The organism is Methylogaea oryzae, from assembly GCF_019669985.1.
Taxonomy (GTDB): Bacteria; Pseudomonadota; Gammaproteobacteria; order Methylococcales; family Methylococcaceae; genus Methylogaea; species Methylogaea oryzae.
On record NZ_AP019782.1, the window covers coordinates 1590216 to 1607456 of the forward strand.

Sequence of the window (17241 nt, forward strand, 5' to 3'; positions counted from 1 at the left end):
TTCCACGGCTTGAGCCCTTCGTTTCACGTCGCGCCCTGCCAGGCCTATCGGCGGCGCAAAAACTACGCTTTAGGCTGAGGAGGGGCATCATGTCGCGGTGGGTTTTATTTGCGTTGTCGCTGGCGTCGGCCGTGCCGGCGGGCGCCGATTCGTCTTTAAGCGGTAAAGCGATCAAGATTCTCGATGGCGATACGCTGATTATCGTTACCGCCCAAGGCGACCGCCAAGCGAGAGTCAGGCTGGCGCAAATCGACGCGCCGGAAACGTCCCAAGCGTTCGGTCAACGCTCCAAGCAATCGTTGTCCGACCTCGTCTATGGAAAAGGCGTGCAAGTGGCGGTCGAGAAGACGGACCAGTACGGGCGCTTGATCGGCGTGGTCCACGTCGACAACCTCGATGCCAACCTGGAACAGGTAAAGCGCGGCATGGCTTGGGTCTATCCCCAGTACGCCAAGGATCCCTCCTACTTCGCCGCCGAGCGGACCGCCAGGGACGCCAAGACCGGCCTGTGGGCGCAATCGGATCCCACCTCGCCGTGGAAGTTCAGGCATAGCGCAAAACCGTCGAGCGTCATTATCAAGCCCGGGGCGGAATATGAGGACGAGTTGGGCGGCAACTAGGTGTGGCCGCGGCGGCGCTGGGCTTCGCCTTGCGATCCGCCTCGGTTGTTCCCGTGCCGGCACGCATTAATGCGGGAAGGCCGGTGACCGATGCTTTCCGATCTTTTCCCGGGGGACGTCGGTCGGCGTCGCGTTAAACGGGCAAGCCGAAAGGGAGTTCCAGCCAGAACAGCGAGCCGCCGTCGGCCCGTGCTTGGTAGCCGAGATCGCCGTGGAGCAGGGAGGCGAGCCGGTGGGCAATGGCTAAACCCAAGCCGGTTCCGCCATGGCGACGGGTTAAGGAGCTGTCCGCCTGGGTGAACGGCAGGAACAGCCGCGCCGCTTGCTCCGGCGTCACGCCGATGCCGGTGTCCGCGATGGCGAATCGCAGCCGGACCGCGTTGTCCCCGCTTTCCGCCAGGGACACGCGCACCGCGACTTCGCCCTCGGGGGTGAATTTGATGGCGTTGTCGATCAGCTTGATCAAAATTTGCCGTAGCCGGGCCGCATCGCCTTGCAACGTCGTCGGGACTTGCGGTTCGACTTCCCAGCGGAAAGCTAAACGTTTTTCCGCGACCTGGGGCGCGAACAAATCTTTCAGTTCGCTCAATAGAGGGGCGAGAGGGAACGTCACCTGCGAGACGCGCAACGTGCCCGTGTCGGCTGCGGCGAAGTCCAGCATATCGTTTAGGACCGCGTCCAAGGCTCGGGCGCTGCTTTGCAGGACGCCGACCAAATGCCGCTGCTCCTGGTCCAGCTCGGTGTCCAGCAGAAGCTCCGCCAGGCCGATGATGCCGTTCATCGGCGTATGCAGTTCGTGACTCATGTTGGTGAGGAACTCGCTTTTGGCGGTGCTGGCCTTTTCGGCCAGCAACTTAGCCGATTCGAGCGCCTGGGTGCGCTCCGCCACGCGCAGCTCCAGCTCGCGGTTGTTTTGCTGCAAGGCCTGGTGGGAGCGTCTCAATGCGATTTGGGTCCGAACGCGGGCCAAAAGAATCGCCGGGTTGATCGGTTTGGAAATGTAATCCACTGCTCCCAAGTTCAGCCCGAGTTCTTCGTTTTTTCCGTCCTCGAGGGCCGTGACGAAAATTACCGGCGTGTCTCGGGTTGCGGGGTCCTTTCGCAATTGCTTCATCACGGCGTAGCCATTCAGGTCCGGCATTAACACGTCGAGCAAAATCAGGTCGGGCTTGGGGTCGGCCGCCGCGATCTCCAGGGCGCGCCGTCCCGATGCGGCGACCCGCACTCGATAGAGCGGCTGAAGAATATCGGCGATGATTTCCAGGTTTTCCGGTTCGTCGTCGACGATCAACAGGGTCGCCGCCGGGGGCAGGGCTGGGTCGGCTGAGGTATTGGACATGTTGTTTAAACCTGCGTGACGTATTTTTCTACGGTCGGGGCGGACTAAGCGTCCGCGTCGGTTTTTCCAGCGGTTGCCCGCGATGCGCCTTCCGCCGCCACGGCGTGCGCTAACGGCTAACGCCGTGGCGGTCCAAGGAGGCCTTACGTTTCGTCCATGTCCGCGTTATTGCCGAATCCCCGAGGGGCATACCGTTCGTACGGCGCTGCGCGCCCGATGGCGCCGTATTTGCGCACGAAAAAGTCGGGTGGGTCGATGGAGCCGAAGATCATGCCCAGCCGCTGGCTGATTACCGACAATAACGTGGGAATATCCTCAAGATTGAGTTCGTGTTGGGAGTCCGGATAATTTATCGTCATGCCCGTTACCCTCGATTTGTGGTGGCGTCAAATCAAGCGTAGGCGGCGTTGTTGGTTGCGATTGTGAGGCTTGTGCCACTTACCGACCAGGATTGTTTTCCGAAAAGAAAGTCTTCGTTTCTTGCAGGCTGTCGCGCCGGCGAGGGGGCTGAAACGCGCGAGGCGTTGCGGAGCAATCCGGGCGCGCCGGAACCTGGGTAAGGGACGGCCACGAGGAAATTAGACGTCCGGAAACGAAAAACCCCCTGATTCGATCAGGGGGTTCGACGAGATATGCTGGCGCGCCCGAGACGATTCGAACGTCCGACCTTTGCCTTCGGAGGGCAACACTCTATCCAGCTGAGCTACGGGCGCGTATTTGAGCTGTAATTGTAGCTTTTTACGGCGTGTTTAACAAATTACGCATGTGGCTGAAGGCGGCCTTGCCCCGTTCCAGCTTTTCTTCCGGCGGCAGTTCCTTGCGGTCGGCCCATTCCAAGTCTTCCTCCGGCAGCTCGTCCAGGAAGCGGCTGGGCAGGCATTCCAGCATTTCGCCGTAGCGTTTGCGCTGGCTGCAATAGCTGAAAGTGATGGCTTTCTGCGCGCGGGTGATGCCGACGTAGGCCAGGCGGCGTTCTTCCTCCAGCATGTCCTGTTCGATGCTGGTTTCGTGGGGCAGGATGTTTTCCTCCATGCCCACCAGGTACACGTAAGGGAACTCCAGGCCCTTGGCGGCGTGCAGGGTCATGAGGCTGACGCGGTCGCCGGTTTTTTCTTCCTCGTTGCGTTCCAGGATGTCCAGCAGCATGAGCTTGGCGATGACTTCGGCCAGGGTCTTGCCGTCGTCCTCCTGGGCCAGCTTCTCCAGCCAGTCCAACAGTTCGACCACGTTGCGCTGGCGCCGTTCGGCGCTGGACTGGCTGGTGCTGACTTCCTCCAGCCAGGCGTCGTAGCGCAGCTGCTCGACGAAGTTGCGGATGACGGCGAAAGTGTCGCCGCGTTGGGCGCGGTCGGCCACGTCGACGATCCATTCGCAGAAGCGGCGGATGCGCTGCACGGCCTGGGCTTGCAGCTCCTGTTCCAGGCCCAGTTCGAAGCAGGCGGCGAACAGGCTGATGTGGCGGCGGTTGGCGTAGGCGCCCAGCTTTTCCAGGGTGGCGGGGCCGATTTCCCGGCGCGGCACGTTGATGACGCGCAGGAAGGCGGCGTCGTCGTCCGGGTTCACCAACAGGCGCAAATAGCCCATGATGTCCTTTACTTCCGCGTAGCCGAAAAACGACGGGCCGCCGCTGATGAAGTAGGGGATGCCCTGTTCGCGCAGGGCGCGCTCGAACAATCGCGACTGGTGGTTGCCGCGGTAAAGGATGGCGTAGTCGCGGAATTCGCCGCCGTGGCGGAATTTGTGGTGCACCAAGTCGGCGGCCACTTGCTGCGCCTCGGCCAGTTCGTCTTTTTGCTTGAGCACCCGCAACGCGTCCCCCGGGCCGAGTTGGCTCCACAGCTTTTTGTCGAACACGTGGGGGTTGTTGGCGATGAGGCGGTTGGCGGCTTTGAGGATGCGGCCGGTGGAGCGGTAGTTCTGCTCCAGCTTCACCACCTGCAGGCGCGGGAAATCTTTTTGCAACTGCACCAGGTTCTGCGGCTGGGCGCCGCGCCAGGCGTAGATGGACTGGTCGTCGTCGCCCACCACGGTGAATTTGCCCAGGTTGCCGGTGATCAGCTTCACCAGCTGGTACTGGGTTTCGTTGGTGTCCTGGTATTCGTCCACCAGCAGGTAGCGGATGCGGTTGCGCCACTGCTCCAGCACCTCCGGCTGGCTTTGGAACAACAGCACCGGCAGCAGGATCAGGTCGTCGAAATCCACCGCGTTGTAGGCTTTGATCTGGCGCATGAAGTCGCCGTAGAGTTGGGCCGCCGGCAGGGTTTCCGGCGTGGCCGTGTCCATGGCCTTTTCCGGCGTGACGAACAGGTTTTTCCAGGTGCTGATCTGGCGGGAAAAGCTGTCGGCCATGTCCGGGTCGCCGTTGTTGTGCTTGAGCAGCTCTTTCAGCAAGGTGAGGCGGTCGTGTTCGTCGAAGATGGAAATGGCCGCCTTGAAGCCCAGCGCTTTGTGTTCGCGGCGCAGGATGTCCAGGCCCAGGGCATGGAAAGTGGATACGCGCAGGCCCTTCGCCTCGTTGCCGGAGGCGAGCTTGCTCACGCGGGCCTTCATTTCCCGCGCCGCTTTGTTGGTAAAGGTGACGGCGGCGATATTGCGCGCCGGCAGGCCCTGGCGGATCAGGTAGGCGATTTTCTCGGTGATGACGCGGGTCTTGCCGCTGCCGGCGCCGGCGATCACCAGCAACGGACGGTCGATGGCGCGGACGGCGGCTAATTGCTGGGGGTTGAGGGAGGGAGTCATGCTGTAATGTAGGAATCTGCCGCCTATTTTATGCTTCCTGTCCGTATAATTCCGCGACCAATCGTCGCGTCCCTTCGTTTTTCTTTCGTCTTCTTGAGCGATGCAACATCCCATTCGAGTCATGTTGGTGGACGACCACGCCGTGGTGCGCGCCGGCTATCGCGTGCTGCTGTCCCAGGCCGATCACCTGGAGGTGGCGGTGGAGGCGGAAAGCGGCGAGCAGGCGTGCCAGTTCTACGTCGAGCACCAACCGGACGTGGTGGTGATGGATTTGTCCTTGCCCGGCATCGGCGGCTTGGCCGCCATCCGCCGTATCCGCGCCAGGGACGAGGGCGCGCGTATTCTGGTTTTCAGCATCCACGACGAATTGGCTTACGTCAGCCGCGCCTTGGAGGCGGGCGCCAAGGGCTATATCAGCAAGGCGAGCGCGCCGGACATCTTGTTGGAGGCGGTGCTGAAAATCGCCGAGGGCGGCATCTACGTGGAGCCCGAGCTGGCGCGCCGGTTGGAAGGGCAATCCGCTCCCGGCGAGCCCCAGGCGGAGAGTTTCGGCAATCTGTCGGCGCGGGAATTCGATGTGTTTTGCTTGTTGGCTCAAGGGCACACCACGCGCCAGGTCGCCGACGAATTGTGCATGGGCTACAAAACCGCCGCGAATTACGCCACGGCGATACGCGGCAAGCTGGGCGTCAGCACCACCGCGGAAATGGCTCGGCTGGCCTACCAGAACGGCTTGCTGAAAAGTTGATGCCCGATCCAGTCAAGGGGCGCGCGGTGTTTTGGCTATCATTTTCAAATCGAGTATCGTGTTTCCTATGTCTACCAATCCTAACGATGTAAATAGCGCGGCGGCCCCGTTTTTTTGGACGGAGCAAGGCCTGCGGGTTTTGGATCAGCGCTTGTTGCCGGGCCAAGTCGCCTACGAGGTTTTCGATAGCGCCGCCGGCGTGGCGGAAGCCATCGCCACCATGCGCGTGCGCGGCGCGCCGGCCATCGGCATCGCCGCCGCTTTCGGCGTCGTGTTGGGGGCGAGGGTGCGTTATCGGGAGAATCCCGCCGATTGGCGCGCGGCCCTGGAGCAGGACATGAAAATCCTGGCCGCCTCCCGTCCCACCGCCGTCAATCTGTTCTGGGCGTTGGAGCGCATGGGCGCGGCGCTGGACGATATCCAAGGCGACCCGTATCCGCCGCTGCTGGCCCTGGCGCAGCAAATTCACGACGATGATTTGGCCGCCAACCACCGCATGGGGGAGTTGGGCGCGGACTTGGTGCAAGGCTCCAGCGGCTTGTTGACCCATTGCAACACCGGCTCCCTCGCCACCGGCGGTTACGGCACGGCGCTGGGTGTGGTGCGCAGCGCATACCGGCGCGGCGTCAAGAACATCTACGCCGGCGAAACGCGTCCCTGGTTGCAAGGGGCGCGGCTGACGGTGTGGGAGCTGAACCAGGACCGCATTCCCGCCACCCTCATCGCCGATTCCGCCGCCGCCTGGCTGATGAAGAGCGGCGCCGTGCAATGGGTCATCGTCGGCGCCGACCGCATCGCCGCTAACGGCGACGCCGCCAATAAAATCGGCACCTACTCTTTGGCCGTCTTGGCCCGCCAGCACGGCGTGCGCTTCATGGTGGTGGCGCCCACGTCCACGGTGGACTGGAACACGGCCAACGGGGAAGCCATCGAAATCGAACAGCGCGATCCGCGCGAACTGCTGCCGGAATGTTATTTGGCGCAGGACAGCGTCATCAAGGGGTGGAACCCGGTGTTCGACGTGACGCCGGCCCACCTGATCGACGCCATCGTCACCGAGCGGGGCGTGGTGCTGAATCCGTCCGTGGACGCCATGCGGGCGATCAGGGGCTAGCGACCATGCATCCGGCTTTGGCGGTGGCCGTGGGCGGTGCGGTGGGCTCGGTGGCCCGCTACTGGACTTCGCTCGCCGTCTACCAATGGCTGGGCCGCGATTTTCCCTACGGCACCCTGGCGGTGAACGTGGCCGGCGGCCTGCTCATGGGGTTTTTGACCGAGCTGCTGGTGGCCCGCTATGCCGTCGCGGTGGAATGGCGCTTGCTGGTGTTGGTGGGCTTCCTGGGCGGCTTCACCACGTTCTCCACCTTTTCCATGGATACCTGGATTTTGCTGCAGGAGGGCGAGTTCGCCAAGGCCGGTCTCAACGCCCTGGCCAGCGTGTTGCTGTGTCTGGTGGCCGTTTGGATAGGCCTGCATTTGGCGCGGTGGGGCTTTGAGGAGGAATGGCGCCGCTGGGCGACCATGGAGTCTTACGGCGCGCGGCTGGTGGTGCTGGCCGGCTTGGCTTATGGGCTGGGGCTGGCGACGGCCGGCGTGGCGACGCACATGGGATGGGGCGGCGATAAGCAGGCCTGGCTGGTGTTGGGGGGGCTTGCCTTGCTGGCGCCGGGAGGCGCTTGGTATCTGGCGAGCGCCGCCGGCGCCGCCGAGGCGAGCGCTTTGTTGTTGACCTTCCTATACAGTGCGGCGCTGGCGAGCGGCGGCTTGTGGTTCGGCTTGGTGTCCGGCCAGCGGCTGTGAGCGGATTCGGGGCCGGCGGCGTCCGCGCTTCCGCTTTAAACCGGCCCGAGGGCCGGTTTTTTTGTAGAATTAACGCCTTTCGCGCACATTCAGGACGACTCCATTCATGCTAGACCCCCGTCTTTTCCGTACCGACTTGGACAATGTGGCCGCTCAACTGGCGCGGCGCGGCTTGCAACTGGATAAAGACGCTTTCCAGCAATTGGAAAGCCGGCGCAAGGAGGTGCAGACCCGCACGCAGACGTTGCAGAACGAACGCAACACCCGCTCCAAGGCCATCGGCCAAGCCAAGGCCAAAGGCGAAGACATCGCGCCCTTGCTGGCCGAAGTGGCCCATCTGGGGGACGATCTGGCCGCGGCGGAGGCGGAGCTGAACGTGCTGCAGCAAACCCTGGAAGATTGGCTGCTGGGCATTCCCAACATCCTCGACGAGTCCGTGCCGGACGGCCGCAGCGAAGACGACAACGTGGAGATCAAGCGTTGGGGCGAACCGACGTCATTCGATTTCGAGCCCAAGGACCACGTGGCGCTGGGCGAGGGCTTGGGCTTGATGGATTTCGAGGCGGCGGCCAAGCTCACCGGCTCGCGTTTCGTCACCCTGCAAGGCCCGCTGGCGCGCCTGCAGCGGGCGTTGACCCAGTTCATGTTGGATTTGCACACGGGCGAGCACGGCTACAGCGAAATGTACGTGCCGTTCATGGTCAACGCCGACAGCCTGCGCGGCACCGGCCAGTTGCCCAAGTTCGAGGAGGACCTGTTCAAGGTCGCCCACGATCCGGATTTCTATTTGATTCCCACGGCGGAAGTGCCGGTGACCAACCTCGTGCGCGACGACATCGTCGACCCGGCCCGTTTGCCGCTCAAATTCGCCTGCCACACGCCTTGCTTCCGCGCCGAAGCGGGCGCTTACGGCAAGGACACGCGCGGCATGATCCGCCAGCACCAATTCGAGAAAGTGGAGATCGTGTGGGTGTCCCGTCCGGACGAATCCATCGAGGCCCACGAGACGCTGACCCGCCACGCCGAAACCGTGCTGGAACTGCTGGGCTTGCCTTACCGGCGCATGCTGCTGTGCGCCGGCGACACCGGTTTTTCCTCCAGCAAAACTTACGACTTGGAAGTGTGGCTGCCGGGGCAGGGCAAGTATCGGGAAATTTCGTCGTGCAGCAATTTCCGCGATTTCCAAGCCCGTCGCCTGATGGCCCGTTGGCGCAACCCGGAGACGGGCAAGCCCGAGCTGGTGCACACCTTGAACGGCTCCGGCCTGGCGGTGGGTCGCACCCTGGTGGCGGTTATGGAAAACTACCAGGACGCCGAAGGCCGTATTCGCGTGCCAGACGCCTTGCAGCCCTATATGGGCGGCATCGACTTTATCGGTTGATCGCGCGCCGGTGCGTCGTCCCGGTTATCGGGGCGGCGTGCCGGGAATTCCCTGGGTCGCCGGCAGGCGGCCGGCATCCCAAGCGTCCACGGCCCAGGCCAGCAATACGGCCGGCTCGGCCTTGCGCAATTCCGCCGGAGGCGCGTGTCCCAGCATGCCCAGCAAGCTGAACAGCGTTGCGGAAGGGTCGAGGCGATCCACCGGCTCGGCCCCGGTTTGTTTGCTGAGCTTTTGGCCGTCGGCGGCAAGGATGACGGGCAGATGCAGGTATTGCGGCGTGGTGTAGCCCAGCAGCCGTTGCAGGTGGATGTGGCGCGGGGTGGAGTCCAGCAGATCGACGCCGCGGACGATGTGGTTGATTTGTTGGTCGTGGTCGTCGACCACCACCGCCAAGTGATAGGCGTAGGCTTGGTCGCGGCGGTAGAGGATGAAGTCGCCGCCTTCCCGTTGCAGGTTCAGGCTGTACTCGCCTTGCAGGCGGTCGCGGAAGGCGATGGGACGGTCTTCTGTGATCAGGCGCAGGCTGTGGGGTTGGCTGCGGGGACGTTCGAGGTGCCGGCAGAGGTTGGGGTAGCGCTCGCCGCCGTAGCCCAGTTCGGCCAGTTGCTTGCGGGAACAGGTGCAGGCGTAAACCCAACCTTGCCGGTCCAATTGTTCCAGCACTTCGCGGTAGCGTTCCAGCCGCGCGCTTTGGCGGATGACGGCTTCGTCCCACTGCAAGCCGAAGCGCTCCAGCGTGCGCGGAATGGCGTCGGCGGCCTGGGGATCTGAACGGTAGGGATCGATGTCTTCGATGCGGAGCAGCCAAACGCCCCGATGGGCTTTGGCGTCCAAGTAGCTGGCCAGGGCGCTCAGCAGCGAACCCAGGTGCAGCGGGCCGGTAGGCGAGGGGGCGAACCGGCCCCGGTAGACGGTTGCCGTGGCGAAGGCTTAGCCCATCTGCCGTTCGCGGATCTCGTCCAGCGTTTTGCAGTCGATGCACTGGGTCGCCGTGGGACGAGCTTCCAGGCGGCGGATGCCGATTTCGATGCCGCAGGTTTCGCAGTAGCCGTAGTCCCCCGACTCGATGTGTTCCAAGGCTTCTTCGATTTTCTTGATCAGCTTGCGTTCCCGGTCGCGGGTACGCAATTCCAGGCTGAACTCCGACTCCTGGGTGGCGCGGTCGTTGGGGTCCGGGAAGTTGGCCGCTTCGTCCTGCATATGGTGCACGGTGCGGTCGACCTCCTGCATCAACTCGGCTTTCCAGTTGTTGAGTATCTTTCTGAAATGCTCCAGATGCGCGTCGTTCATGTACTCTTCGCCGGCCTTTTCGACATACGGCTGGTAGCTGAACGGCGTTGCGACGGTCTGGCTTGCTTGGCTGTTGGTCATCCTTCACTCCTGACCCGGATTTTGGAAGCGGCACATTTCAACACAAAGGAAAAAAATTGCAACATCAATGCCGAATAGCGAAGAATAGCCCGCTATTCTTCGATTTTCGTACGCAAGTCCCTTGCCATTCCCCATGCAGCCGGCCGACAACGCTTCCCTCATCACGCCCTTTTATGTCATGGAATTGCTGGCCCGCGCCAAGGCGCTGGAAAACCAGGGCCGCGACATCGTTCATATGGAAATCGGCGAGCCGGATTTCTCCGCGCCGGAGGCGGTGGTGGAGGCCGGCGTCCGCGCCATGCGGGCCGGGCAGGTCAAGTATACGGCGGCGGCCGGCTTGCCCGAGCTGCGCAGCGCCTTGGCGCGTTATTACGGCGAGCATTACGGCGTAGACCTGCCGGAGCGGCGGATCTTCATCGCGCCGGGGGCTTCCGGCGCTTTGCTGCTGGCGCTGGCGGCCAGCCTCAACGCCGGCGACGAAGTGCTGTTGGCCGATCCCGGTTATCCCTGCTATCGCAACTTCGTGCGGTTGTTCGGCGCCGAGCCCGTGTCGGTCGCCACGCGGGCGTCGGACGGCCACCGCCTCGGCTGGCCGCAGCTGCGGGCTGCCTGGAGCGGCCGCACGGCCGGCGCCATCGTCGCGTCGCCGGCCAATCCCACCGGCGTCGTGTTGGACGAGCCGACCCTGGGCGAGTTGTGCGAAGGCGTGGCCGGGCAGGGCGGCTTCCTGGTGTCGGACGAGATTTACCACGGCCTGGAATACGGCCCGCGTTGTCCCACCGCCTTGCAGTTCGGCAGCCAAGCTTTTGTCATCAACAGCTTCTCCAAGTATTTCTGCATGACCGGTTGGCGGCTGGGTTGGCTGGTGGCGCCCGACAGCCACGTGGAAACGGTGGAGCGGCTGGCGCAGAATTTGTTCATTTCCGCGCCCACCCATTCCCAGTATGCGGCCGTGGCGGCGCTCGCCGATCCGCAGGCCCGAGCGGAGCTGGAGCAGCGGCGTTTGGAGTTCCAGCGGCGGCGGGATTATCTGCAGCAAGCGCTGGCTCGCCTGGGGTTCGGCCTGTCGGCGCCGCCCGAAGGGGCGTTTTACGTTTACGCCGATTGCAGCCGTTTCACCCAGGACAGCGACGCCTTCGCCCGCGACCTGTTGGAGCAGGCCGGCGTGGCGATTACGCCGGGGCGGGATTTCGGCGAGACGGCCGCGTCTCGCCATGTGCGTTTCGCCTATACGACATCGCTCGAGCGCTTGGAGGAAGGCGTAAAACGCATGGAGCGCTATCTGGCCGGCGTATCCCGGGACTCCGCCGCGCCGGGTTTTTAAGGCGTCCTCGGGGCGAGTCGCCATTTGGTGTAAAATGGCCGCATTTGCCGCGCCGTTCGGCCGGCCCCAGCCTTTCACGGAGTCCTCTGCATGCGAGTCCTAGTCACCGGCAGCGCCGGCTTTATCGGTTCCGCCCTGTCCCACCGCTTGCTGGCGCGGGGCGATCAGGTTATCGGCCTGGACAACGTCAACGACTACTACGAAGTGAGCTTGAAGGAAGCCCGTTTGGCGCCGCTCAAGGCCAATCCGGCTTTCACCGAGGCGCGCATGGGGCTGGAGCAGCGGGACGAGCTGAACCGCTTGTTCGAACAGCACAAGCCGGAGCGGGTGGTGAATCTGGCGGCCCAGGCCGGCGTGCGCTATTCCCTGAAGAATCCCCACGCCTACATGGATTCCAACATCGTCGGCTTCTGCAACATTCTGGAGGCCTGCCGCTACAACGGGGTGGAGCATTTGGTCTACGCCTCCAGCAGTTCGGTGTACGGGGCCAACACCACCATGCCGTTCTCGGTGCACCACAACGTGGACCATCCCTTGAGCCTGTACGCCGCCAGCAAGAAAGCCAACGAGCTGATGGCCCATACTTATAGCCATCTGTACGGCCTGCCCACCACCGGCCTGCGCTTCTTCACCGTTTACGGACCCTGGGGGCGGCCGGACATGAGCCCGTTCCAGTTCGCCCGCGCCATTCTGGAAGACCGTCCCATCGACGTGTTCAACTACGGCAATCACCAGCGCGACTTCACTTATGTGGACGACATCGTCGAAGGCATCGTGCGCGTGTTGGATCGCGTGGCGGTCGGCAACCCCGATTGGGACGGCGCGCACCCCGACCCAGGCACCAGCCGCGCGCCTTATCGGATTTACAACATCGGTTGCCATCAGCCCGTGGAGCTGATGCACTTTATCGAAGTGCTGGAAGACTGCCTGGGCAAGAAAGCCCAGAAGAATTTCCTGCCCATGCAGCAGGGCGACGTGCCCGCCACTTATGCCGACGTGGACGATCTGATGCGCGATACGGGCTACCAGCCGCAAACCCGCATCGAGACCGGCGTCGCCAATTTCGTCGCCTGGTTCAAGGATTACTACGGCTACAAATGAGAAATCCGCGGGGCAGGCGCAGCCGCGTTCTCGCTCGGAGGGCGCGTTGAGGAACGCCCGAGTACCCATCGTCGGTTTCGCCGCCCATAGCGGCACCGGCAAAACCACCTTGCTGCGCAAGCTGATTCCGTTGCTGAAGGCCAGGGGCTTGCGGGTGGGCTTGATCAAGCACAGCCATCACACCGCCGACATCGACCATCCCGGCAAGGACAGCTATGAGCTGCGCCATGCCGGAGCCAGTCCGGTGATGCTGTGTTCGGCGCTGCGCCGGGCGATGATTACCGAGAGGCCGACGCCCAGGGATCCGGTTTTGGACGAGGAGCTGGCCTATTTCGATCAGGATGCGGTGGATTTGATCCTGGTGGAAGGCTTTAAGCACGAGCGTTTTCCCAAAATCGAGTTGTGCCGCCCGGCGCTGGGCAGGCCGCCGCTCTATCCCGGCGACGACACGGTGGTGGCGGTGGCCAGCGACGGCCCTTTGCCGGCGGCGCCGACGGTGCCGCTGTTGGACCTCAACCGGCCGGAAGCCATCGCCGACTTTATTTTGACGAGATTCTGCGCGTTATGAGCCTAGACGCCTGCGTGACGGCGGAAACCGGGCTGTTGTCCCTGCAAGAGGCCCTGGGGCGGATATTGGCGGACATCGATCCGTTGCCGCGCCGGGAAAACCTGCCGCTGAAAGCCGCTTTGGGGCGGGTGCTGGCCGAGGACGTGCCGTCCCCGCTGGATTTGCCGCCTTTCGCCAATTCCGCCATGGACGGCTATGCCCTGCGGGCCGCCGATACGGCCGAGGGCCGGAGCCGTCTGGCCTTGGTCGGCGTCAGTTGGGCGGGCCGGCCGTTTCAAGGCGCGGTGGCGGCGGGCCAGTGCGTGCGCATTTTCACCGGCGCCGCGTTGCCCGAAGGCGCCGACACGGTGGTGATGCAGGAGGACGTGACCGCCGAGGAGGGCGGCGTTTTCCTGCAAGGGCCGCTGAAAGCCGGCAAGAACGTGCGCCGGGCGGGCGAAGAGCTGCGCGCCGGCGACATCGCTCTGGCGGCCGGCAAGCGCCTGGGACCGGCCGATATCGCCTTGCTGGCCTCCCTGGGGCGGCGTGAAGCGGCGGTGCGGGCCAGGCCGCGCGTGGCGTTTTTCTCCACCGGCGACGAGTTGCGCGGCGTCGGCGACCCCTTGGCGCCGGGACAGATATACGACAGCAATCGCTACGCCTTGGACGGCCTGTTGCGCGAGGCCGGGGCCGAGGCGATCGATTTGGGCGTGGCGGCGGACGATCCAGCCGCGTTGAAAGCCTTGCTGCTGCAGGCGTCCGCCCAAGCGGACTTAGTGATCAGCTCCGGCGGCGTTTCCGTCGGCGAGGCGGATTTCGTCACCGGCGCGTTGGCGGAGGTGGGGCGGATCCGCTTGTGGAAAATGGCGGTCAAGCCGGGCAAGCCCATCGCTTTCGGCCGCATCGGCGCCGCTTGGTTTTTCGGCCTGCCGGGCAACCCGGTGGCGGTGATGGTGGGGTTTCGCCAAGTGGTGAGGCCGGCGCTGGCCCGGTTGGCAGGTGCCGAGCCCAAGCCCCCCCTGCGTTTCGGCGCGCGCAGCCGCCAGGCGATGAAAAAATCCGCCGGCCGGCTGGAGTTCCAGCGGGGAGAGCTGGAGCGCGATCAGGACGGCCAGTGGTGGGTCAGCGGCTTGGCGGCCCAAGGCTCGCACATGCTGACCGGCATGAGCCGGGCCGATTGCCTCATCGTGCTGCCGGCCGAATGCGCCGGCGTGGCCGCAGGCGATCTGGTGGAAGTGGAACCTTTGGCGTGGTAGAGATTTTAGGAACATAGACGAAGAGCATGACGGATAACGCGATCCTGGTAACCGGCGGCGCCGGCTATATCGGCAGCCACGTGGTCAAGCTGCTGGGCGAGGCGGGCGAAAACGTGGTGGTGCTGGACGATTTGTCCACTGGCCGGCGCGACGCCGTGTTGTACGGCGAGTTCGTCGAAGGGGACGTGGGCGACAGCCGCCTCGTCGGCGAACTGATAGTCCGTCACCGGGTGGGGGCCGTGCTGCATTTCGCCGACCGCACCATCGTCGCCGAATCGGTGGCCGATCCCCTCAAATACTACGGCAACAACACCTGCAAAACCCGCAACCTGCTGCAATGCTGCGTGGACGCCGGCGTGCCGCACTTTATCTTTTCCTCGTCGGCGTCCGTGTACGGCACGCGCGACGACGGCCGCGCCGCCGAGGACAGCCCCACCCGCCCCATCAATCCCTACGGCACGTCCAAGCTCATCGCCGAGTGGATGCTGCGCGACTGCGCCGCCGCCTACGGCCTGGGTTACGTCGCCCTGCGTTACTTCAACGTGGCCGGTTGCGATCCCGAGGGGCGCTTGGGCAACAACACCCCCAACGCCACGGTGCTCATCAAGGTGGCGGCGGAAGTGGCCGCCGGCAAGCGCGACAAGCTGCGCATCTTCGGCACGGACTATCCCACCGCCGACGGCACCGGCATCCGCGATTACGTGCACGTGTCCGATCTGGCCGACGCTCACATCAAGGCCTTGGCCTATTTGCGCCGGGGCGGCGATTCCACCGTGCTCAACGTCGGCTACGGCAGCGGCTACAGCGTGCGGCAGGTGGTGGACGCCATGGAACGGGCCGCAGGCCTGCCCTTGGCGGTGGAGGAATGCCCGCGCCGTCCCGGCGATCCAGCGGAAGTGGTGGCCGTGGCCGACCGCATTCGCGGCCTGCTAGACTGGACGCCGCGTTACAACGACCTGGACTTTATCGTGCGCACCCAGTTGGCTTGGGAAAAGCGCGGCTAGTGGGCCATCGCGGCATTATCTGTATTTATCACGGCATGGTTGCACAATGATCAGAATCTTATTCCTCAGCCTGGCCTGCCTGGCTTTGGCCGGTTGCATGGCGGCGGCCGTGCCCGCCGCCGATATGGTCATCAGCGCCGTAGGACGCGCCATGGTCAACAAGGCCGCCGGCACGGCGGAATCCAGCGGCACGCAAGCGAAGACGCCCGCGGCCGGCGCCGCGCAGCCGGCGACGGTGCTGGATTTCGACGTGCCTTCCGACGCCTTGAGAAACAAGGACGGGGAGTTGTCGACGCTGCTGCGCAAGGCCGGCGAGTTGGCCTTGAAGTACGACGTGCCGGTGACGCTGGTCAGCAGCAGTGCGGATCGGGATTACCTGATGCAAGAACTCAATCAGGCCGGCGAACCGGTCATCATGTACCGGCTGGGCGAATATCCGCGCATCACCATCAGCCTCAAACAGAACGAGCCGGCGCGGACGGGGGCGGTGCGATGAGCGAGACAAAGCGGATGACGGCCGCCATGGGGGCGCTGTTGCTGGCGCTGGGCGGCGCGGCGCATGCCGATTCCGCCGCGGAGGCGCAGGCCCAGCCGGCGGCGACGCCGGCGCAGGACAAATCCCAGCCGCCGGCGCCGGAAGCGGCGGCACCTCAGCCGGCGGCCGAGTCCGCCGTTGCCGCCGAGACGCCGGCCGCCGCGCCGGCATCTCCGCCGGCCGATACCCAGCCCGCCAAGGAAGTCCCGAGCACGGCCGGCGCCGATGCCAAAGGCGGCGTCAGCGAGGTTTCCCGCCGCAAAATACGCGACACCATACGCAAGTTGGACGATTTGCTGCGGCGTTGATCCGGCGCGGCGCCGGCGCCCCCCACCCAGGCCGTCGGTTAATGCGGCGCCGATGCGTCGGCGGCGTTGCCGACGTATTGGGACAAAACCGCGCGTCGCCGCGGCAAGCCTTCCCAGATGAATTCGACATCCCGCTCCGTCAGCACGCTCACGCACTCCGTGGAGCGCACGAACGCAGCGAGAAACGGCCCCATGGCGCGTTGCTGGGTTTGGTATTGCCCCAACGCCGCCTGTTTGATTTCCACTTCGCGCGGTTGCAGGCTCAGGCAGGGGTGTTGGCGGTTGCGCCTGGGCCAGTCTGCGGGCAGCGGCAATGGCGTTGCGCGCAGGTCCAGGGGTTTGGCGGCGTTGGCGCCCGTCGGCCAATTGCCGGGCCAGTGGACCAGGTAGGTCAACAAACGCGGCCAGCGCGGCGCGTTTGGGGTTTCCTCGCCATGGCCCCGCTCATGCAGCCAGTCGCGCAGCGCCATCAGGGCGAACAGGCCGAGGGCGGAATGGTCGGGATGGCTGTCCAAAGGGTCCGGCAGGGCCACCAGCGTCGGCCGGATTTGCCTGAGCTCGTGCGCCAGTTCGGCAGCCAGTTCGGCGCCGTTGTAGCCTCGGTTGGGGAATTCCGCTTCCCCGTAGGGCACGGCCGAAACGCCCGTGGTGTTGGATCGCTCGGGTCGTTCCCGCTGCCAATGGGCGTGCAGCAGGGGCTGCAGGCCGCCGTCGGGAAACCCCAGTAAGTCCAGCTGCACGCGGCCGTTGCCCAGCATGCGCACGGCGTGGCGGGCTTCGGTGAGGCGCGTGGCGCCGTAGCGCAGGTAGTCGTGGACGCTGGGGCGGGCGTAGCGGGCTTCACGCTGGACGGCTTCCACAAAGCCGTCGCCGGCGGTGGCGATGACGATGCGCACGCTGCCGCCTTGCGCCAGGACGCGTTGCGCGATGCCGCCGGCGCCGAGCACTTCGTCGTCGGGATGGGGCGCGAAGACCAGCAGCCGTTCCGCCGAGCCGATGGACAGCGGCGCAAGCGGTTCCGCCAGGGCGCAAGCGGACCACGCGAAGAGTATGGACAGCAGCCAAGCGGAGCGTTGTAGCATCGGCGATAACTCAGGGGGAGCTTGATGTGAAATCATGCCAGAAAGCGGCCTTGGCTGCGTTACGAAATGCTGATGGACCGGGCGAA

Annotated in this window: 17 protein-coding genes, 1 tRNA gene and 1 pseudogene; 12 read left to right on the top strand and 7 right to left on the bottom strand. The window is 64.5% G+C overall.

Features of this window, described 5'->3' with window-relative positions; all coding sequences use genetic code 11:
• The first annotated feature begins 89 nt into the window (after positions 1 to 89).
• Complete coding sequence (locus K5607_RS07400; protein WP_054773401.1) at positions 90 to 620, top strand: thermonuclease family protein; 531 nt, start codon at positions 90 to 92, stop codon at positions 618 to 620.
• Between the two features lie 133 nt (positions 621 to 753).
• Here the strand turns inward: K5607_RS07400 and K5607_RS07405 are convergent, their stop codons facing one another.
• The 4 genes from K5607_RS07405 to rep all read right to left on the bottom strand — a co-directional run bounded on the left by K5607_RS07405 (position 754) and on the right by rep (position 4698).
• On the bottom strand, positions 754 to 1959 hold the full coding sequence (locus K5607_RS07405) for an ATP-binding protein (protein WP_221048675.1): 1206 nt from the start codon (positions 1957 to 1959) through the stop codon (positions 754 to 756).
• A 143-nt stretch (positions 1960 to 2102) separates the two neighbouring features.
• A complete protein-coding gene (locus tag K5607_RS07410; RefSeq protein ID WP_054773399.1) occupies positions 2103 to 2318 on the bottom strand; it encodes a hypothetical protein in 216 nt (71 codons plus the stop codon).
• Positions 2319 to 2595: 277 nt separating this feature from the next.
• Positions 2596 to 2672: transfer RNA gene (locus K5607_RS07415), tRNA-Arg, on the bottom strand.
• 25 nt (positions 2673 to 2697) lie between these two features.
• Positions 2698 to 4698, bottom strand: coding sequence for a DNA helicase Rep (gene rep, locus K5607_RS07420; RefSeq protein WP_221048676.1), 2001 nt, complete (start codon positions 4696 to 4698; stop codon positions 2698 to 2700).
• A gap of 100 nt (positions 4699 to 4798) precedes the next feature.
• Here rep and K5607_RS07425 point away from each other — a divergent pair, with 100 nt between their 5' ends.
• The 4 genes from K5607_RS07425 to serS all read left to right on the top strand — a co-directional run bounded on the left by K5607_RS07425 (position 4799) and on the right by serS (position 8627).
• The gene (locus K5607_RS07425; RefSeq protein ID WP_054773398.1) at positions 4799 to 5446 is read left to right on the top strand and encodes a response regulator transcription factor; all 648 of its coding nucleotides are present in this window, start codon (positions 4799 to 4801) and stop codon (positions 5444 to 5446) included.
• A gap of 67 nt (positions 5447 to 5513) precedes the next feature.
• Entirely contained in the window at positions 5514 to 6560 is a 1047-nt protein-coding gene (gene mtnA / locus K5607_RS07430) for an S-methyl-5-thioribose-1-phosphate isomerase (RefSeq protein ID WP_221048677.1), read from the top strand.
• A 5-nt stretch (positions 6561 to 6565) separates the two neighbouring features.
• Complete coding sequence (gene crcB / locus K5607_RS07435) at positions 6566 to 7246, top strand: fluoride efflux transporter CrcB (protein WP_221048678.1); 681 nt, start codon at positions 6566 to 6568, stop codon at positions 7244 to 7246.
• 106 nt (positions 7247 to 7352) lie between these two features.
• Positions 7353 to 8627: a serine--tRNA ligase gene (gene serS, locus K5607_RS07440; protein WP_221048679.1), complete on the top strand. Its 1275-nt coding sequence runs from the start codon at positions 7353 to 7355 to the stop codon at positions 8625 to 8627.
• A 24-nt stretch (positions 8628 to 8651) separates the two neighbouring features.
• On the opposite strand, the pseudogene gluQRS reads toward serS, so the two are convergent.
• Positions 8652 to 9533 (bottom strand): annotated as a pseudogene (gene gluQRS / locus K5607_RS07445) (tRNA glutamyl-Q(34) synthetase GluQRS); the annotation flags it as partial.
• Positions 9534 to 9557: 24 nt separating this feature from the next.
• Positions 9558 to 9998 (bottom strand): RNA polymerase-binding protein DksA, encoded by a 441-nt coding sequence (gene dksA, locus K5607_RS07450; protein WP_054774507.1) that lies wholly within the window; start codon positions 9996 to 9998, stop codon positions 9558 to 9560.
• Between the two features lie 121 nt (positions 9999 to 10119).
• Between dksA and K5607_RS07455 the strand changes: the two genes are divergently transcribed.
• From K5607_RS07455 to K5607_RS07485, 7 genes are all read left to right on the top strand, one after another.
• Positions 10120 to 11322: an aminotransferase class I/II-fold pyridoxal phosphate-dependent enzyme gene (locus K5607_RS07455; RefSeq protein WP_246598981.1), complete on the top strand. Its 1203-nt coding sequence runs from the start codon at positions 10120 to 10122 to the stop codon at positions 11320 to 11322.
• 90 nt (positions 11323 to 11412) lie between these two features.
• Positions 11413 to 12423 carry an NAD-dependent epimerase gene (locus K5607_RS07460; protein ID WP_221048680.1) on the top strand — a complete coding sequence of 337 codons (1011 nt, stop codon included), beginning with the start codon at positions 11413 to 11415 and terminating at the stop codon, positions 12421 to 12423.
• A 46-nt stretch (positions 12424 to 12469) separates the two neighbouring features.
• The gene (gene mobB, locus K5607_RS07465) at positions 12470 to 12991 is read left to right on the top strand and encodes a molybdopterin-guanine dinucleotide biosynthesis protein B (protein ID WP_054774647.1); all 522 of its coding nucleotides are present in this window, start codon (positions 12470 to 12472) and stop codon (positions 12989 to 12991) included.
• Positions 12988 to 14226 carry a molybdopterin molybdotransferase MoeA gene (moeA, locus tag K5607_RS07470; RefSeq protein ID WP_221048681.1) on the top strand — a complete coding sequence of 413 codons (1239 nt, stop codon included), beginning with the start codon at positions 12988 to 12990 and terminating at the stop codon, positions 14224 to 14226. Before mobB ends, moeA begins: the two co-directional genes overlap by 4 nt.
• Positions 14227 to 14252: 26 nt before the next feature.
• Complete coding sequence (gene galE, locus K5607_RS07475; protein WP_054774825.1) at positions 14253 to 15230, top strand: UDP-glucose 4-epimerase GalE; 978 nt, start codon at positions 14253 to 14255, stop codon at positions 15228 to 15230.
• Between the two features lie 46 nt (positions 15231 to 15276).
• Entirely contained in the window at positions 15277 to 15726 is a 450-nt protein-coding gene (locus K5607_RS07480) for a hypothetical protein (RefSeq protein ID WP_221048682.1), read from the top strand.
• Positions 15723 to 16073 (top strand): hypothetical protein, encoded by a 351-nt coding sequence (locus tag K5607_RS07485; protein ID WP_221048683.1) that lies wholly within the window; start codon positions 15723 to 15725, stop codon positions 16071 to 16073. The genes K5607_RS07480 and K5607_RS07485 overlap by 4 nt, the downstream gene beginning before the upstream one ends.
• A 38-nt stretch (positions 16074 to 16111) precedes the next feature.
• Here K5607_RS07485 and K5607_RS07490 read toward each other — a convergent pair whose 3' ends face one another.
• Complete coding sequence (locus tag K5607_RS07490) at positions 16112 to 17155, bottom strand: PIG-L deacetylase family protein (RefSeq protein WP_221048684.1); 1044 nt, start codon at positions 17153 to 17155, stop codon at positions 16112 to 16114.
• Positions 17156 to 17241 lie beyond the last annotated feature (86 nt).

What these genes read in the sequence shown, in the direction of transcription:
- K5607_RS07400 (WP_054773401.1), top strand. Translation starts at nt 90, where the DNA reads ATGTCGCGGTGGGTTTTATTTGCGTTGTCGCTGGCGTCGGCCGTGCCG.
- K5607_RS07405 (WP_221048675.1), bottom strand. Translation starts at nt 1,959, where the DNA reads ATGTCCAATACCTCAGCCGACCCAGCCCTGCCCCCGGCGGCGACCCTG.
- K5607_RS07410 (WP_054773399.1), bottom strand. Translation starts at nt 2,318, where the DNA reads ATGACGATAAATTATCCGGACTCCCAACACGAACTCAATCTTGAGGAT.
- rep (WP_221048676.1), bottom strand. Translation starts at nt 4,698, where the DNA reads ATGACTCCCTCCCTCAACCCCCAGCAATTAGCCGCCGTCCGCGCCATC.
- K5607_RS07425 (WP_054773398.1), top strand. Translation starts at nt 4,799, where the DNA reads ATGCAACATCCCATTCGAGTCATGTTGGTGGACGACCACGCCGTGGTG.
- mtnA (WP_221048677.1), top strand. Translation starts at nt 5,514, where the DNA reads ATGTCTACCAATCCTAACGATGTAAATAGCGCGGCGGCCCCGTTTTTT.
- crcB (WP_221048678.1), top strand. Translation starts at nt 6,566, where the DNA reads ATGCATCCGGCTTTGGCGGTGGCCGTGGGCGGTGCGGTGGGCTCGGTG.
- serS (WP_221048679.1), top strand. Translation starts at nt 7,353, where the DNA reads ATGCTAGACCCCCGTCTTTTCCGTACCGACTTGGACAATGTGGCCGCT.
- dksA (WP_054774507.1), bottom strand. Translation starts at nt 9,998, where the DNA reads ATGACCAACAGCCAAGCAAGCCAGACCGTCGCAACGCCGTTCAGCTAC.
- K5607_RS07460 (WP_221048680.1), top strand. Translation starts at nt 11,413, where the DNA reads ATGCGAGTCCTAGTCACCGGCAGCGCCGGCTTTATCGGTTCCGCCCTG.
- moeA (WP_221048681.1), top strand. Translation starts at nt 12,988, where the DNA reads ATGAGCCTAGACGCCTGCGTGACGGCGGAAACCGGGCTGTTGTCCCTG.
- galE (WP_054774825.1), top strand. Translation starts at nt 14,253, where the DNA reads ATGACGGATAACGCGATCCTGGTAACCGGCGGCGCCGGCTATATCGGC.
- K5607_RS07480 (WP_221048682.1), top strand. Translation starts at nt 15,277, where the DNA reads ATGATCAGAATCTTATTCCTCAGCCTGGCCTGCCTGGCTTTGGCCGGT.
- K5607_RS07485 (WP_221048683.1), top strand. Translation starts at nt 15,723, where the DNA reads ATGAGCGAGACAAAGCGGATGACGGCCGCCATGGGGGCGCTGTTGCTG.
- K5607_RS07490 (WP_221048684.1), bottom strand. Translation starts at nt 17,155, where the DNA reads ATGCTACAACGCTCCGCTTGGCTGCTGTCCATACTCTTCGCGTGGTCC.